Annotated in this window: 19 protein-coding genes; 14 read left to right on the top strand and 5 right to left on the bottom strand. The window is 70.1% G+C overall.

The window, feature by feature from the left end:
* Positions 1–75 precede the first annotated feature (75 nt).
* Positions 76–1,686: a SulP family inorganic anion transporter gene (locus HSX43_RS04275; protein ID WP_407929359.1), complete on the top strand. Its 1,611-nt coding sequence runs from the start codon at positions 76–78 to the stop codon at positions 1,684–1,686.
* A 42-nt stretch (positions 1,687–1,728) separates the two neighbouring features.
* On the opposite strand, the gene HSX43_RS04280 is transcribed toward HSX43_RS04275, so the two are convergent.
* Positions 1,729–2,331, bottom strand: a complete 603-nt coding sequence (locus HSX43_RS04280) for a flavin reductase family protein (protein ID WP_179378868.1) — start codon at positions 2,329–2,331, stop codon at positions 1,729–1,731.
* Positions 2,332–2,455: 124 nt separating this feature from the next.
* Here HSX43_RS04280 and HSX43_RS04285 point away from each other — a divergent pair, with 124 nt between their 5' ends.
* The 4 genes from HSX43_RS04285 to HSX43_RS04300 all read left to right on the top strand — a co-directional run bounded on the left by HSX43_RS04285 (position 2,456) and on the right by HSX43_RS04300 (position 5,744).
* A complete protein-coding gene (locus tag HSX43_RS04285; protein ID WP_179378869.1) occupies positions 2,456–2,926 on the top strand; it encodes a GNAT family N-acetyltransferase in 471 nt (156 codons plus the stop codon).
* Between the two features lie 45 nt (positions 2,927–2,971).
* On the top strand, positions 2,972–3,742 hold the full coding sequence (locus HSX43_RS04290) for an EcsC family protein (RefSeq protein ID WP_235962498.1): 771 nt from the start codon (positions 2,972–2,974) through the stop codon (positions 3,740–3,742).
* 42 nt (positions 3,743–3,784) lie between these two features.
* Entirely contained in the window at positions 3,785–4,993 is a 1,209-nt protein-coding gene (locus HSX43_RS04295) for a glycosyltransferase family 4 protein (protein ID WP_179378870.1), read from the top strand.
* Between the two features lie 67 nt (positions 4,994–5,060).
* The gene (locus HSX43_RS04300; RefSeq protein ID WP_179378871.1) at positions 5,061–5,744 is read left to right on the top strand and encodes an SDR family oxidoreductase; all 684 of its coding nucleotides are present in this window, start codon (positions 5,061–5,063) and stop codon (positions 5,742–5,744) included.
* A gap of 6 nt (positions 5,745–5,750) precedes the next feature.
* Here HSX43_RS04300 and HSX43_RS04305 read toward each other — a convergent pair whose 3' ends face one another.
* Together HSX43_RS04305 and HSX43_RS04310 are read right to left on the bottom strand one after the other, a co-directional pair.
* Positions 5,751–6,293 carry a thioredoxin family protein gene (locus HSX43_RS04305; RefSeq protein ID WP_179378872.1) on the bottom strand — a complete coding sequence of 181 codons (543 nt, stop codon included), beginning with the start codon at positions 6,291–6,293 and terminating at the stop codon, positions 5,751–5,753.
* A complete protein-coding gene (locus HSX43_RS04310) occupies positions 6,283–6,615 on the bottom strand; it encodes an ArsR/SmtB family transcription factor (RefSeq protein ID WP_179378873.1) in 333 nt (110 codons plus the stop codon). The genes HSX43_RS04305 and HSX43_RS04310 overlap by 11 nt, the downstream gene beginning before the upstream one ends.
* 192 nt (positions 6,616–6,807) lie before the next feature.
* Between HSX43_RS04310 and HSX43_RS04315 the strand changes: the two genes are divergently transcribed.
* The 5 genes from HSX43_RS04315 (at position 6,808) to HSX43_RS04335 (ending at position 9,392) form a co-directional block, all read left to right on the top strand.
* Positions 6,808–7,164, top strand: coding sequence for an AtpZ/AtpI family protein (locus HSX43_RS04315; RefSeq protein WP_179378874.1), 357 nt, complete (start codon positions 6,808–6,810; stop codon positions 7,162–7,164).
* Positions 7,157–7,912 carry a F0F1 ATP synthase subunit A gene (locus HSX43_RS04320; protein WP_179378875.1) on the top strand — a complete coding sequence of 252 codons (756 nt, stop codon included), beginning with the start codon at positions 7,157–7,159 and terminating at the stop codon, positions 7,910–7,912. The genes HSX43_RS04315 and HSX43_RS04320 overlap by 8 nt, the downstream gene beginning before the upstream one ends.
* Before the next feature lie 48 nt (positions 7,913–7,960).
* A complete protein-coding gene (locus HSX43_RS04325) occupies positions 7,961–8,200 on the top strand; it encodes a F0F1 ATP synthase subunit C (RefSeq protein WP_092643324.1) in 240 nt (79 codons plus the stop codon).
* Between the two features lie 82 nt (positions 8,201–8,282).
* Positions 8,283–8,834 (top strand): F0F1 ATP synthase subunit B', encoded by a 552-nt coding sequence (locus HSX43_RS04330; RefSeq protein WP_179378876.1) that lies wholly within the window; start codon positions 8,283–8,285, stop codon positions 8,832–8,834.
* 3 nt (positions 8,835–8,837) lie between these two features.
* Positions 8,838–9,392, top strand: coding sequence for a F0F1 ATP synthase subunit B (locus tag HSX43_RS04335; protein ID WP_179378877.1), 555 nt, complete (start codon positions 8,838–8,840; stop codon positions 9,390–9,392).
* Between the two features lie 106 nt (positions 9,393–9,498).
* On the opposite strand, the gene hrpB is transcribed toward HSX43_RS04335, so the two are convergent.
* Both hrpB and HSX43_RS04345 read right to left on the bottom strand, forming a co-directional pair.
* Positions 9,499–11,844 carry an ATP-dependent helicase HrpB gene (gene hrpB, locus HSX43_RS04340; RefSeq protein ID WP_179378878.1) on the bottom strand — a complete coding sequence of 782 codons (2,346 nt, stop codon included), beginning with the start codon at positions 11,842–11,844 and terminating at the stop codon, positions 9,499–9,501.
* Positions 11,841–12,551, bottom strand: coding sequence for a DUF3108 domain-containing protein (locus HSX43_RS04345; RefSeq protein ID WP_179378879.1), 711 nt, complete (start codon positions 12,549–12,551; stop codon positions 11,841–11,843). Before HSX43_RS04345 ends, hrpB begins: the two co-directional genes overlap by 4 nt.
* 57 nt (positions 12,552–12,608) lie before the next feature.
* Between HSX43_RS04345 and HSX43_RS04350 the strand changes: the two genes are divergently transcribed.
* The 4 genes from HSX43_RS04350 to HSX43_RS04365 all read left to right on the top strand — a co-directional run bounded on the left by HSX43_RS04350 (position 12,609) and on the right by HSX43_RS04365 (position 15,339).
* Positions 12,609–13,085, top strand: coding sequence for an HIT family protein (locus HSX43_RS04350; protein WP_179378880.1), 477 nt, complete (start codon positions 12,609–12,611; stop codon positions 13,083–13,085).
* Between the two features lie 26 nt (positions 13,086–13,111).
* On the top strand, positions 13,112–14,092 hold the full coding sequence (gene meaB, locus HSX43_RS04355; protein ID WP_179378881.1) for a methylmalonyl Co-A mutase-associated GTPase MeaB: 981 nt from the start codon (positions 13,112–13,114) through the stop codon (positions 14,090–14,092).
* A 91-nt stretch (positions 14,093–14,183) separates the two neighbouring features.
* A complete protein-coding gene (rpmB, locus tag HSX43_RS04360; protein WP_179378882.1) occupies positions 14,184–14,486 on the top strand; it encodes a 50S ribosomal protein L28 in 303 nt (100 codons plus the stop codon).
* A gap of 127 nt (positions 14,487–14,613) precedes the next feature.
* Positions 14,614–15,339: an aspartate/glutamate racemase family protein gene (locus HSX43_RS04365; RefSeq protein ID WP_179378883.1), complete on the top strand. Its 726-nt coding sequence runs from the start codon at positions 14,614–14,616 to the stop codon at positions 15,337–15,339.
* Position 15,340 lies beyond the last annotated feature (1 nt).

Below are 15,340 nucleotides of genomic sequence, written 5' to 3' on the forward strand. Positions count from 1 at the left end.
CCGCGCGGGGGCTGTCCCTGCGCGCTGTTCCCTGCTAGAGCGCGCCAAACCCGACACGACCGCGAGTATGTTACCTTGAGCAGCCCCTCCCTGCTGGCAAGATTTGCCAACCGTTTCGATGCCCCCGACCTGCGCGTCGCGCCCACCTCCTCGCTCAGCGCCGGCGTGATCCGGGTCGAGGTTCTGGCCGGGCTCACCGTCGCGCTCGCGCTCGTGCCCGAAGCCGTGGCCTTCGCCTTCGTGGCCAAGGTCGATCCGCTCGTCGGGCTCTATGCCGCCTTCATCGTCGGCCTCGTCACCGCGCTCATCGGCGGCCGGCCCGGCATGATCTCGGGCGCGACGGGGGCGCTGGCCGTGGTCATGGTCAGCCTCGTGACGCAATTTCCCGAGGGCGTGGGCGTACAGTATCTCTTCCTGACGGTCGTCCTCATGGGGATTATCCAGATCTTCGTGGGCATCATGCGTTGGGGCAAGTTCATCCGGCTCGTGCCGCATCCCGTCATGCTGGGCTTCGTTAACGGGCTCGCCATCGTGATCGGCAAGGCGCAGCTCGATTTCTTCCGCACGGCCGACGGGGCCTGGATGACGGGCATGGAGCTCGTGCTCGTGCTGGCGCTCGTCGCATTGACGATGGCGGTGATCTGGGGGCTGCCGAAGCTCACGAATGCCATTCCCGCGCCTCTCGCGGGCATCGCGGTGACGGCTGTGGTCGTGCTGGTCTTCGGCCTGCCGGTCCCGAACGTGGGCGACCTCGCCTCCATCTCCGGGGGGCTGCCGCAGTTCGCGCTGCCCGACGTGCCGCTCAACCTGGAGACGCTGCGCATCATCGCGCCATATGCGCTCATCCTCGCGGCCATCGGCCTGATCGAGAGCCTGCTGACCCTGAACCTCGTGGGCGAGATCACCGGCCAGCGCGGCGGCGCCAGCCAGGAATGCATCGCCCAGGGTGCGGCCAACACCGTCACCGGCTTCTTCGGCGGCATGGGCGGTTGCGCCATGATCGGCCAGTCGATGATCAACGTGAAGTCCGGCGGCCGCACCCGCATCTCCGGCCTGGCTGCGGCACTCTTCCTGCTGCTCTTCATCCTGGTCGCCTCGCCCCTCATCGAGCAGATCCCGCTCGCCGCGCTGGTGGGCGTGATGTTCATGGTCGTCATCGGCACCTTCGCATGGAACTCGATCCGCATCCTTTTCCGGGTTCCGAAGATCGACGCGGCGGTCATCATCCTCGTGACCGCGGTGACGGTGCGGTTCGACCTTGCAATCGCGGTCGTCGTGGGCGTCATCGTCTCGGCGCTGGCCTATGCCTGGCAGAACGCGACGCGCATCCACGCGCGCGCGCACAGCACACCGGAGGGCGCGAAGGTCTATGCGGTTCAGGGGCCGCTCTTCTTCGGCTCCGCGACGGGTTTCGTGGAGCTCTTCGATCCGGCGAACGACCCCTCGCTCGTGATCGTCGACTTCGCCGACAGCAGGGTCGCCGACCAGTCGGCGCTGCAGGCGATCGAGGCGGTGGCCGCCAAGTACGAGGCGGCGGGCAAGCAGATCCAGCTGCGTCACCTGACGCGCGATTGCCACAGGCTGCTGACGAAGGCCGGCCACCTCATCGTCGACAGCGACGACGACCCGGACTACGCGGTCGCGGCGAACTACGGCGTCCGCACGGGGATCCTCGGTGGCCATTGAGCGGGGCGGGAAGACTTTTCGGCGAAAAGTCTTCCCCCCGCGTCACTCGTCCGGTCGCGCGAGCGAGAAGAGGTTTTCGACCCGCGTGTAGTCCTTGTAGCCGAGCCGCGCCATCGGCCCGAAGGACATCACGTCGAAGATCCCGTCGCTGAGAGCATCGTCGCGGATGTGCACGCCCGTCACCTCGCCGAAGACGGCGATATTGGCCTCCCCCGGCAGCTCCACCACCTGCGTCACCCGGCATTCGAGCGCCGCTGGCGTGCCGCCGACGCGGGGGCAGTCGATGGTCTCGCATTGCACCTTCTCGACACCGGCCACGCCGAACTCGTCCTCCCCCGCGGCCAGCGCCGCCGAGGAGGCGTTCATCGCGTCGCGCATCGCGTATTCCACGATGTTGACGCAGAAGACCCCGCTCTCGCGCAGCTGCGCCACGCTGTCCTTGGTGCCGTCGCGATCGGGCTTGGAAGAGGTCGAGGCGAACATGACCTGCGGCGGCACATAGGCCACCGCGTTGAAGAAGGAGTAGGGCGCGAGGTTGTCGCCGAGGCTCCCCCGAGTGCTGATCCAGCCGATGGGCCGCGGCGCGACGATGGCGTTGAACGGGTTGTGCGGCAGGCCATGGCCGTCCTCGGGGCGGTAGAACATGCGTATCCTCTCGGGTCTGTCGCCGCGACCCTAGGCGGAGCCTCGCGGCGATCCAAGGGCCGTGGGCACCGCAAAATCGCACGACGCTCTGGCCACCCCGGCCGGAACGGGCAACAACCGGGCGATGGAACTGCACCGCGAAACCGAGGCCGACGGCTGGGAGGTCGAGGCCCTCTTCGATACCTGCTTCGCGCCGGGGCGCACGGCGCTGTCGTCCTACCGGCTGCGCGACGGTGTGCCGCCGGCCCGGGATCTGTGCCTCGTCGCGCGGGGCGCGGCGGGGGAGGTCGCGGGCGCGATCCGCTTCTGGCCCGTGTGCGTCGGTCCACACTCCGCGATGCTCCTCGGGCCCGTCGCCGTCCACCCGACGCGGCAGGGCGAGGGGCTGGGCGCGTTCCTTCTCCAGTCGGGGCTCGACCGGGCGGCGGTGGGCGGCGTGGCGCGGGTGCTGCTCGTCGGGGATGCCTCCTACTATGGCCGCTTCGGCTTTCGCCGGCTTCGGGGCGTGACGATGCCCCCGCCGACGAACCCCGACCGGGTGCTCGGCGTCTGGGATTGGGACGGGATCGCGGGCAGTGTGACCCGCGCCGTCTGACCCTCGACCTTGCCGCGAGGTCACGTCGCACCCATCTCTTGTCCCATGACCGAGACGATGCCGCCCCCCGCCCGCGCCCAGATCTTCCCGCCCCTCGACCGGGAGGCGGAGCTCGACCGGCTGGCGCGCAAGATGCGGGAGGCCTCGGGCCTCGGGATGCAGGTGCTCAACCTTGTCGGAACGCAGGCCGAGGGCCTGCTGGAGATGTTGCCCGAACAGGTGCGCGCCGTCCTCGAACGCGCGACCGCCGCCGCGCTCGAGCAGTCCTTCGATGCGGCCAAGGCCACGCGTGGGGGCCGCATCGCCGATGCGCCCGACTGGCTCAGCCGCGCGATCTCGGTCGGCACGGGCGCGGCGGGCGGCTTCGGCGGGCTGCCGTCGGCGCTGGCCGAGTTGCCGGTGACGACCACGGTGATCCTGCGCGCGATCCAGACCATCGCCGACGAGCACGGCCTCGACCCCGCGCTGCCCGAGGTGCGCGCGGCCTGCCTGCGGGTCTTCGCCGCGGCCGGCCCGCTCGACGATGACGACGGCACCGACCTCAGCTTTCTCACGCTGCGACTCACCGTCACCGGAAGCGCCGTCCACGGGCTCATCGCAAAGGTCGCGCCGCGCCTGGCCGTCCCGCTCGGCCAGAAGCTCGCCGCGCAGACCGTGCCGGTGATCGGGGCGGCGGCGGGTGCGGCGACCAACTACGTCTTCACGGGGTACTATCAGGAAGTCGCGCGCGTGCAGTTCGGGCTGATGCGGCTCGGGGCGCAGACGGGTGAGGACATGGAGACACTCTCGGCCGAGTTGAAGCGCCGCCTGACCTGACGGGACTTCCCGCGCGCGGGCGGGCGTGGTGAAACCGGCCCGATGACCGAACTACCAAGACCCCGCGTCCTGCTGATCTCGCCCTATCTCTCGGGGCAATCGACCGGCGAAGCCTTCGTGGCTTTCCGCTGGGCCGAGGCGCTCGCGCCCCTCGTCGATCTGACCGTCGCCTGTTTCCAGAGCCCCAGCCACGCGCCGATCGCGGAGCAGCTGCCACAGGCCCGCGCCGTCACCTGGCCCGCGCCGCGCTTCATCCCCCGTGGCGGGCGCTTCGCGGCGATGCTGAAGCCCGAATGGCCGCTCTTCGTGCGGCACGTCCGCCGTCACCTCGCACGCCACGCGGGCGACTACGACCTCGCGCATCAGATCATGCCGCAGGCGATGCGCTATGCCTCACCCCTGCGCGGCCACGGCCTGCCCTATGTCATCGGCCCGCTCGGCGGCGCGTTGCCTACGCCGCCCGCTTTCGCCCACGAGGTCGCGGCGGCCGGCTGGTTCACGCGGCTGCGCGCGCTCGACGTCCCGCGCCTGCGGCACGATCCCTGGCTCCGGCGCAGCTACGCGGAGGCGGCGATGATCCTCGGGGTCGCCCCCTACGTGGGCGAGACGCTGCGTGCGGCCGGGATCGCGCCGCGCGCCTATGCCAACGTGCTCGAACTCGGGATCGAGGATCTCGCGCCCGAGCGGCCCACGCGGGACGAAGACACGATCCGCCTCCTGCACGTCGGGCGGGGCGTGCGCACCAAGGGGCTGCGCGACGCGATCCGGGCGATGGCGCAGGTGAACGATCCGCGCCTGCACCTGACGAGCGCGGGCGACGGCCCCGAGATCGCCGCCTGCCGGACCGAGGCCGCACGCCTCGGGGTGGCCGACCGGGTCACCTTCCGGGGCCTCATTCCGCGCGCGGAGGTGGAGGAACTCTACCGGACGTCCGACATCTACGTCTTCCCGAGCTTCCGGGAGCCGGCGGGCAACGTCGTCTACGAGGCGATGCGCTGGGGCCTGCCGATCATCGCCGCCGCGGCCGGAGGGCCGGATGCGATCCTCGACGAGAGCTGCGCGATCAAGGTGCCGGTCACCGACCCGGAGACCTTCGCCGGCGACATCGCGGGCGCGCTCCGGGCGTTGATCGCCGATCCCGAGCGCGCCCGTCGGCTGGGGCAGGGCGCGCGGACCAAGGTGGCGGCCGAAGGTCTCTGGCCGAACAAGGCGGCGGGGCTCGCGGCGCTCTACCGGCAGGTGCTGTCCTAGGCAAAGCGTCGGAAACCAGCGATGGCGCGCCGCGTTGACCTCCGACAGGCAGACCACGGAGCGCCAGATGACCGACAGCAAAACCCTCTTCATCACCGGAGCGTCCTCGGGCATCGGGGCCGAGACCGCGCGGCAGGCCGTGGCCGCCGGCTGGCGCGTCGGGCTCTTCGCGCGTTCGGAGGACAAGATCGCCGCCCTGGCGGACGAGCTGGGCGACGCGGCGCTGGCCCTGCCCGGCGACGTGGCCGATCGGAGCGCACAGGCCGACGCGCTGCAGGCGCTCGCGGCGCGGTTCGGCGGCATCGACGCCGTCTTCGCCAACGCGGGCACCGGGGCGAACACGCCCGGCACCGAAGGCGGCGACCCCGAGGAGTGGCACGCGATGATCCACGCCAACGTGATGGGCATCCTCTACACCGCCCACGGCGCGCTCCCGCATCTGCGCAAGACGAAGGGGCACTACGTCGTGACCGGCTCGGCGGCGGGGCGACGGCACATCAAGGGGTCGATCTATGGCGCGACCAAGTGGTTCGTCCACGGCTTCGCCGGCAACCTCGCCGAGGAGATGACGGAATGGGGCGGGCGCTGCACCGTGATCTCGCCCGGCATGGTCGATACCGAGTTCTTCGACGAGGCCGATGACAGTCGCCTGCACGCGTCCGACGTGGCCGATGCGGTGATGCATGCGCTCAACGCGCCGGGCCGCGCGGACGTGCGCGAGATCCATCTCATGCCGAACCGCAACGCCTGAGCGGCGTCAGCTCCACTTGATCGAGCAGCCCATGCTCGGAACCTGATCGCGGGGGCCTTCGCCGGTCTCCGCGATCTGCTGCATCGCGTTCAGAAGCTCCGGCACACGCCCCGACGCGTCGCCCCGTCCCGCGTCGTCGAGCCGGCCGCGGTATTGCAGTCGATGCTCCGCATTCAGTCCGAAGAAGTCCGGCGTGCAGATCGCGCCCCAGGCCCGGCCGACGGCCTGTCCCTCATCCACGAGGTAGGGGAAGGGAAAGCCGTGTCTCGCGGCGAACTCCGTCATCCGCCCGGGCGCATCCGCAGGATAGTCGCGCCAGTCGTTCGACATGACGGCCAGGACGGCGATGCCCTCGTCCATGAGCACCCGCGCATCCGCCGCGAGCCGATCCGCGACGGCGACGACATAGGGACAATGGTTGCAGATGAAGGTCACCAGCACCGGTTTGCCGGCGTGATCGGACAGGCTGTGCGTCGCGCCCTCGGGCGTCTTCAACGTGAAGCCGGGGGCAGGCCAGCCGAAATCGCAGACGGGGGTATCAAGAAGCATCGCGTGTCTCCGGTCTCTCCAGAAGGGATTCGAGCGCGTCGAGGTCCAGGTCGTCGAACTGCCCGAAGCCCAGCATCCACGCCCGCGCGCCCCTGAGCGCGTCGGGGTCGAGCTTGCACCACACGACGCGGCCGCGCCGCTCCTGCTGGATCAGACCCGCCCGCGCCAGCACGCCCAGATGCTTCGACACCGCGGCAAGTGACACCGGCAGGGGCGCGGCCACGTCGGTCACGGCCATGTCGTCCTCGAGCAGCATGGCGAGGATCGCGCGGCGCGTCGGGTCGGCCAGGGCCGCGAAGACGGACGAAAGCGGGTCAGACATGGGCCCGCGATGCACTGGCGGCAGGCCGGCGTCAACGACGTTCAACCGGATCGTTGAATGTCTCGGTTCCGAGATGGCCCGCTGTATTTCCCAGAATGGGATTTGTAACTATATGATCCAAATGAATTTCTGACGCCGTTGACTCGGTCCGCCCCCGACCGTAAACCGCCTGCGACTTGCCATGGGTGCCCCATGTCCGACGACCACGACGCTGACCGCCTTCGCGCCCTCGAGGCCCGGCTGGCCGCCAAGCGCCCGGCCGAGGACAAGCATCACATGGAGGAGCATTATTCCCAGGCGCAACTTGCCTGGCGGATGGTGATCGAGCTGGTGGCGGGCCTCGGGATCGGGTTCGGGATCGGCTACGGACTGGATGCGCTTCTGGGGACGTCCCCCTGGCTGATGGTCCTCTTCGTCCTCTTCGGCTTCGCGGCCGGTGTGAAGACGGTGATCGCCTCCGCGAAAGAGATACAGGGGCGGCTCGATCCGGCCACCCCGCTGAAGGAACCCGGTGCCGGCGCGCCGAAAGATGGGGACACACATGGCTGAACCAGCTTCCGACGGCGGCCTGAGCTTCCACCCGATGGACCAGTTCATCATCAAGCCGCTCTTCGGAGCGGCCGGCGATAAGGTGGCCTGGTACACGGTGACGAACCTGACGCTCTGGATGGCCCTCGCCGTTGTCTGCGTGCTGGGCCTCTTCGTTCTGGCGACCCGCCGCCGCGCGATCGTGCCGAGCCGGGGGCAGTCGGTGGCGGAGCTCTTCTACGGCTTCGTCTACAAGATGGTCGAGGACGTGACCGGCAAGGACGCCGTGCGCTACTTCCCCTACATCTTCACGATCTTCCTCTTCATCTTCTTCGCCAACTTCCTGGCGCTGATCCCGATGTCCTTCTCGCCCACGAGCCATATCGCAGTGACCGCGGTGCTGGGCTTCGGCGTGTTCTTCGCCGTCACGATCCTCGGGTTCGTCAAGAACGGCGCGTCCTTCCTGGGGCTCTTCTGGGTGTCCTCCGCGCCGCTCGTCCTGCGCCCGATCCTCGCCGTGATCGAGGTCATCTCCTACTTCGTGCGCCCCGTCAGCCACTCCATCCGTCTCGCCGGCAACATCATGGCCGGCCACGCGGTGCTCAAGGTCTTCGCGGGCTTCGCCGCCGTGACCGCCGTGGCACCCGTCGCGGTGCTGGGCGTGGTCGCCATCTACGGGCTCGAAGTTCTGGTGTCGGCCATCCAGGCCTATGTCTTCACCATCCTCACCTGCGTCTACCTCAAGGACGCGCTGCATCCGTCGCACTGACGGACAGCAGACACCTTTCGCCAAGCTTCCATCGTAAGGAGAAAACACATGGAACTCGAAGCCGCTTCCGCCCTGGGTCAATTCGCCGGTGCGGGCCTCGCCGCCATCGGTTCGGGCATGGCCGCCATCGGCGTGGGCAACGTCGCCGGTAACTTCCTGGCCGGTGCCCTGCGCAACCCCTCGGCCGCCAACGCGCAGACCGCGACCCTCTTCATCGGCATCGCCTTCGCCGAGGCCCTGGGCATCTTCGCCTTCCTCGTCGCGCTCCTGCTGATGTTCGCCGTCTAAGACAGCGACACCATCCTTACGACTGGCGGGTGGGCGTCACGCCCCCCGCCGGGAACGCAATCCGACCTGACGGGACCCGACAATGGCCGAACCGATCGAACAAGAACTTGCAGGCGAATGCGTCAACAGCATCGGCAACGCCATCGGCATGCCGCAGCTCTGCGATGCGTGGTTCGGCAATCAGATCTTCTGGCTGATCGTCACCCTCGTCGTCATCTACCTCGTCCTGACCAAGATCGCCCTGCCGCGCATCAGTGCCGTACTGGCGGAACGGTCGGGGACCATTTCCAACGACCTCGCCGCGGCCGAGGACCTCAAGCGCCAGGCCGTCGAGGCCGAAGCGGCCTACGAAAAGGCCCTCGCCGACGCCCGGTCCGAAGCGCAGCGCATCTCCGAGGAGGCGCGCGCGTCGATCAAGTCCGATCTCGATGCGGCGATCGCCCGGGCGGACGAGAAGATCGCCGCCAAGTCCGCCGAGAGCGAGAAGCAGATCGCCGAGATCCGCGCCGGGGCCATGACCTCGGTCGCAGAGGTCGCCCGGGACGTTGCGGGCGAGATCGTCAAGGCGCTCGGCGGCAAGGCCGATGCCAGCGCCGTCAACGCCGCCGTCGATGCCCGCGTGAAGGGGAACTGAACCATGCGTATTCTCCTGCCGCTCGCCGCGCTGACCGCGACCCCGGCTTTCGCCGCCTCCGGTCCGTTCTTCAGCCTCTCCAACACCGACTTCGTCGTCACGCTGGGCTTCCTCGTCTTTCTGGGCATCCTGCTCTACTTCAAGGTGCCCGCGCTCCTGATGGGGCAGCTCGATGCGCGCGCCGAGGGGATCCAGAAGGACCTCGACGAGGCCAAGGCCCTGCGTGAGGAAGCCCAGGCCCTCCTCGCCTCCTACGAGCGCAAGACCAAGGAAGCGCAGGCCCAGGCCGAAGAGATCGTCGCCGCCGCCAAGGCCGAAGCCTCCGCCGCCGCCGAACAGGCCAAGGCCGATCTCGAAGCGTCCGTCGCACGCCGGCTCTCCGCCGCCGAGGACCAGATCGAGAGCGCGCAGGCCGCCGCCGTCAAGGAGGTGCGCGACACCGCCATCTCGGTCGCCGTCGCCGCCGCGGGCGAGGTCGTCGCCAAACAGATGACCGCGACCGAAGCCAACAGGATGATCGACCAGTCGATCGACGACGTGGCCGCCAAGCTGCACTGATCGCCGGCAACCCGATCCGAAGGGGCGTGCCTTGGGCGCGCCCTTTTCCGTTGCAGGTCAACCTGCTTCTCCGCTTCCCCAATACTGCCGCCGGAGGCGTCGCCGCTCAACCGCCCCGCGTCTTCGCCCGTGTAGTGGGCGCGGCTGCGGTCGGATCCTCGGGCCAGGGATGACGCGGGTACTGCCCCCGCATGTCCTTGCGCACGTCGGCGTAGGAGCCGGTCCAGAACCCGGGCAGATCCTGCGTGATCGCAATGGGCCGCTGCGCCGGAGACAGAAGCTCCATCCGCAGGGGTATGGCCCCCACCGTGGGGTGCCGTGTCTCGCCGAAGACTTCCTGCAGCCGCAGCGAGACGGTCGGGATCTCCTGTCCGTAGTCGATCGCCACTTTTCGACCCAGCGGCGTCACGTAATGCGCCGGGGCGGTGGCATCGACCTTCCGCATCGTCTCCCAGCCGAGCCAGCCCGTCAGCGCATCGAAAGGGTCGAGCCGGCCGAGGCCATCCGCATCGCGCAGGCCCGTCGCGAAGGGGAGAAGCCACTCGTCGAGCCGCTCTGTCAGAGTGCCGTCCGACACGTCGGCGAGACCCGACGCCGTGACCCGCGCGCGCAGAAGTCGCGCGCGCTTCGTCCAGCCGAGACATCCGAGGCCCAGAGCGCGCACCCCGTCGAGCACCGCGGCCGCCATGGTCTCCTCGGGCGCATCCGCCCAGATACGGTCCTCCAGCGCGATCGCGCCCAGCCGCTCCTGTCGCCGGGCCTCGACGCGCCGATGCCGCACCGACCAGCGGCAGATATCCCACCATGCGATCCGGTCGCCGAGCGCGGCGCGCAAGTCCGCTTCGGTGATGGGAAGCGCCCGGCGCACGCGCGCCTCGGTCGGATCGCCGTCGAGGTCGCAGGCCACGATCAGCCGCGCCCCGGCCAGCGCGTCGCCCTTCTCCATCTTCGCGCCCTTGCCGCCCGACAGGAGCCAGCGCGGTGCCTCCCCGGCGCGGCGCAGGCCCACCCGGTCGGGGTAAGCGAGCGCGAGCTGCTGCGCGTCCGACATCTCCGGCCCGCCGGCCTCGTAGCGGCGCAGGCGCTTCGCCTCCGCCCGGGCCTCGGGCGAGGGGCGCCGCAGCACCTCCGACAGGTCGACCGACCCGGGCGGCATCCGGCTCGACAACACCCCGGCCAACGCGGCCGATCCCGGCCCGCCCCGACGGACCATGTGCCCGAGACGCGGATGCAAAGGCAGCCGGGAGAGCGCGCGCCCATGCCCGGTGATGCGCCCGTCGTCCAGTGCCCCGAGCTCCGTCAGGAGCGCGCGCGCCTCGGCCAGGGCCCGCTCGGGCGGCGGTGTCAGGAAGGCTAGGTCGTCCGAGCCCCAGACCGCCAGTTCCAGCGCGAGCCCGGCAAGGTCCGCCGCCGCGATCTCCGGGTCGGGGAAGGCGCGCATCGCGCCTTCCGCCCCGCGTGTCCAGTTGGCGAAGGCCACGCCCTCGGCCACCCGACCCGCGCGACCGGCCCTCTGCGTGGCCTCGGCCTTCGTTACCCGCTCCGTCACCAGCCGCGCCATGCCCGAGCCGGGGTCGAACCGTGCGCGCCGCGCCCGGCCCCCGTCGACCACCGCGCGCACGCCCTCGATGGTGAGCGAGGTCTCCGCGATCGAGGTCGCCAGCACGACCTTGCGCCGCGGCCCGGGCCGGATCGCCGCCTGCTGCTCCGCGAAGGGCAGCGCGCCGTAGAGCGGCCGGACGTCGGCCGCGATGCCGTCGAGCAGCGCCGCGCACCGCCGGATCTCGCCCTCCCCCGGCAGGAATGCGAGCACGTCGCCGTCCACCGCCTCCAGCGCCTCGACCATGAGCGCTGCCACCTGTGCCTCGAACCGCTGGCCGTCGGGCGGCGGGCGATCGCGCCAGCGGCGCTCCACCGGGAAGGACCGGCCCTCGGAGGTGACCACCGGCGCGCCCAGCATCTCGGCCACCGGCCCGGCGTCGAGCGTGGCCGACATCACGACGAGGCCAAGGTCCGGGCGCAGCGCCTGTCGCGCCTCCCACGTGAGGGCAAGGCCCAGATCGGCGTTGAGCGAGCGTTCGTGGAACTCGTCGAAGATCACCGCGCCCACGCCCGGCAACTCGGGGTTATCCTGCACCATCCGTGTCAGGATGCCCTCGGTCACGACCTCAATGCGCGTGGCTTTCGACACCTCCGACGCGCCGCGCATCCGGTATCCCACCGTCTCGCCCACCCGCTCGCCCAGCGTCTCCGCCATGCGCGCCGCCGCCGCTCGCGTGGCCAGCCGGCGCGGCTCCAGAAGGATGATCCGCCCCTCCACCACGGGCAGGAGCGCCAGCGGCACGCGCGTCGTCTTGCCTGCGCCGGGTGGGGCCTGCAGCACGCAGAGGCCATGCTCGCGCACCGCCGTCAGAACCTCGGGCAGGGCGTCGTCGATCGGCAACGGGGTCATCGCCGGCGCAGCACCGCATCGCCGAGGCGCGAGGTCGCGCGGATCTCCGTGACCTGAACGCGGCCCCCGCCTGCGGGGGTATATGTCACCGTCATCGGCACGCGTGGCCGCTTGCGCATCTCCTCGGGGGAGTAGCCGCGCAGCCTCTGGTACTCGCCCGCACAGCGGATCGTGCCGTCGTCCGCCGCCTGCGGCGCGCCCAGCGTCAGGCGCGAGACGTGACGGCCGTCGAAGAGATCGCGGCGCTGGCTGCAGGCCCCGGTGGGCTCCGTCGGGCGCACGAGGAGATAGAGCGCCGAGAGCGTGTCGATGACGCCCGACTGCGCGGTGGGCTCGATGTCCCAGGGTTCGGGCTCGCGGGGCGGATCGAAGCGCACGTCGGTCGGTTGCCCGCCGCGAAAGCGCATCGTCGCCCCGGTCAGTTCGCCTTCGTCGATCTCCCGCTCCTCGTAGGAGGTGGCGGCATGGGTGCCGCCACTCACGACGCCGCGGGCCGTCCCGTCGTACTGATAGTTCAAGAGCGATCCCATCACGCCGGTCGGCCGCCCTTGCGCGACGACGACATAGGTGCCGCCGCTCTCCTCCGCGCGGATCGCGATCTGCCCGCCGGTGACGCCCGCGAAGGAGACGTCGAAGCGGGCATCCAGCGTGGTTTCGGCCCGCGCAGGCACGGCAAGGAGTACGGTCAGGATCAGCAGGCGCAGCATCGGTCGGGTCTCCTTGGCCGTTTTCCACCTAGCGCAGGCGCGGCCGCGCGTCACGCCTTGCCCGACCCGCCGGGCGAGGTCACGCTCGCCTCCATGACACGCGCCTGCATCTTCTGCGCCATCGCCGCCGGCGAGGCACCCGCGAGTTTCATCCACACCGATCGGACCTGCATGGCCTTTCTCACCCTGCGCCCGACCCGTCCCGGCGAATTCACGGTGGTGCCCCGCGCCCATGTCGACCATTTCACCGACCTCGATGACGCCACGGCCGCGCATCTGATGGTCACCGCCCAAAGGCTGGCCCGCGCCGCGCGCGTTGTTTTGAACCCCCTGCGCATGGGGTATGTCGTTCATGGCTTCGGCGTGGCTCATGCGCATCTGAACGTCGTGCCGCAACATGCCCCGACCGACATCGTCTCGGCCCGTCACGTCGACGCGCCGGGCGGCTTCCGCATCACGCAGGATCTGTTGCCCGATCCCAGCCGGGCCGACCTCGATGCGATGGCCGCCCGTCTGCGCGACGCCTTGCATTGAGGCGCGCCGCCGGGCATCCCCGACCCATGGACACGCGCGACCCGCTGCACGACCCGCTTCTCGCCGGCGACCGCCGGGCGCTGGCCCGTGCGATCACCCTGGTCGAGAGCACGCGCGCCGATCATCGCGAGCGGGCCGCCGCCCTCCTCGACGGGCTGCGCGGGGCCGGCGGCGAGGCGCTGCGCATCGGGCTCTCGGGCACGCCGGGCGTGGGGAAATCGACCTTCATCGAGGCCTTCGGCCTGATGCTGACGGGGCAGGGCAAGCGTGTCGCGGTCCTCGCCGTGGACCCGTCGAGCGCGCGCACCGGCGGCTCGATCCTCGGCGACAAGACGCGCATGGAGCAGCTGAGCCGGGAGCCGCGCGCCTTCATCCGCCCCTCTCCCTCGGCCAGTCACCTGGGCGGCGTCGCCCGCCGCACGCGCGAGGCCGTCGCGCTCTGCGAGGCCGCGGGGTTCGACGTCGTCCTGATTGAGACGGTCGGCGTCGGGCAGTCGGAGACGCTGGTCGCGCAGATCTCGGATCTCTTCGTCCTCCTGCTCGCGCCCGCCGGCGGGGACGAGTTGCAGGGCGTGAAACGCGGGATCATGGAGATCGCCGACCTCATCCTCGTCAACAAGGCCGACGGCGACCTCAGGGCGACGGCCACGCGCACCGTGGCGGACTACGCCGGGGCGCTGCGCCTCCTTCGCAAGCGCCCGACCGACCCCGAGGGCTTCCCCAAGGCCCTCCCGGTGTCGGCGCTCGAATCGGCGGGCCTCGCACGCGCCTGGGACGAGATGCGGAGCCTCGCCGACTGGCGACGGGCGGAGGGCCACTGGGACGCGACACGCGCCGGACAGGCCGCCCATTGGTTCGAGGAGGAGGTGCGCGCGGGCCTTCTTGCAAGGCTCGATACGCCAGAGGCCCGCGCCCGCATGGCCGATCTGGCGCGCGAGGTCGCCACCGGTACCCGCGCCGCGCGGGCCGCCGCCACGGATATGTTGCAAATGCTGCGCGGCGCTTGACCTCCGCCGCCGACCCGCCTATCACGCCGCGACCGCGGGGCCGTTTTCGGCCCTGCACCTGTTTTATAACCCTTCAACCAGAGGTCCCGCCATGTCGCGCGTCTGCGAACTCACCGGAAAAGGCCCGATGACGGGCAACAACGTCAGCCACGCGAACAACAAGACGCGTCGCCGCTTCCTGCCCAACCTGAACGACACGACCCTGCAGTCCGAGGCCCTCGGCCGCAGCTTCAAGTTGCGCATCTCCGCCGCCGCGCTGCGCACCGTCGATCATCGTGGCGGGCTCGACGCCTTCCTCGCCAAGGAGAAGGACGCGAACCTCTCGCCCCGCGCGCTCAAGATCAAGCGCGACATCGAGAAGTCGTCGGACACGGCGGCCGCGCTGGAGGCCTGATCGTTTCGCCACGCGAAACCCGAACGGAAATGGCCCCTTCTGCGGGGCCTTTTTTGTGCCGGCTCGCCTTGTGCTTCCGGTCGCCCGCCTGACAAATTACGGCCACGCCCAAGGAGGGCCCGCGCCCATGTCGACCCCCCGACCGCTTCGCCAGAAGACCATCGGCATCCTCGGCGGTGCCTCGAACGTGGCGACGGGGGAATACTACCGGTTCCTCAACGATGCGATGAACCGCCGGCTCGGCGGCTGGGATATCGCCGAGACGCTGATTTCTGGGATGAACTTCGGCAACATCGAAGCCTTCCTGCGCGCCGAGGATTGGGACGGCCTCACCACCTATATGGACGGCAAGGTCGCAGCTCTCGTCCACGGTGGGGCGGATGTTCTCCTCTGCGTGTCGAACACGCTGCATCGGCCGCTCGAGCGCATCGCCGCGGCTTACGACCTTCCGCTCATCCACATCGCGGACCCGACCGGCGCGGCGATCCGGGAGCGGGGCCTCACCCGCGTGGCGCTTTTCGGGACGCGCCCGGTGATGGAGCTCGACTACCTCAAGACGCGCTACGCAGAGCGGTTCGGGCTCGAGATCGTCACCCCCAACGCGGCAGAGCGGGCGGAGATCGACCGGATCATCTTCGACGAACTGGTGAAATCCGACATCCGCGACGCCTCGCGGCAGACCTATCTCGACATCGCGCGGCGCCTCGTGCGCGAGGAGGGCGCACAGGGCCTGATCCTGGGCTGCACCGAGATCTTCCTGCTCCTGCGCCCCCGGGATGCGCCGGACCTGCCGATGTTCAACACCGCCGCGCTCCATTGCGAGGCCGCGGTCGCCGCCGCTCTCGACATCTGAT

The sequence above is a fragment of the Jannaschia marina genome (assembly GCF_013404595.1).
Taxonomy (GTDB): Bacteria; Pseudomonadota; Alphaproteobacteria; order Rhodobacterales; family Rhodobacteraceae; genus Jannaschia; species Jannaschia marina.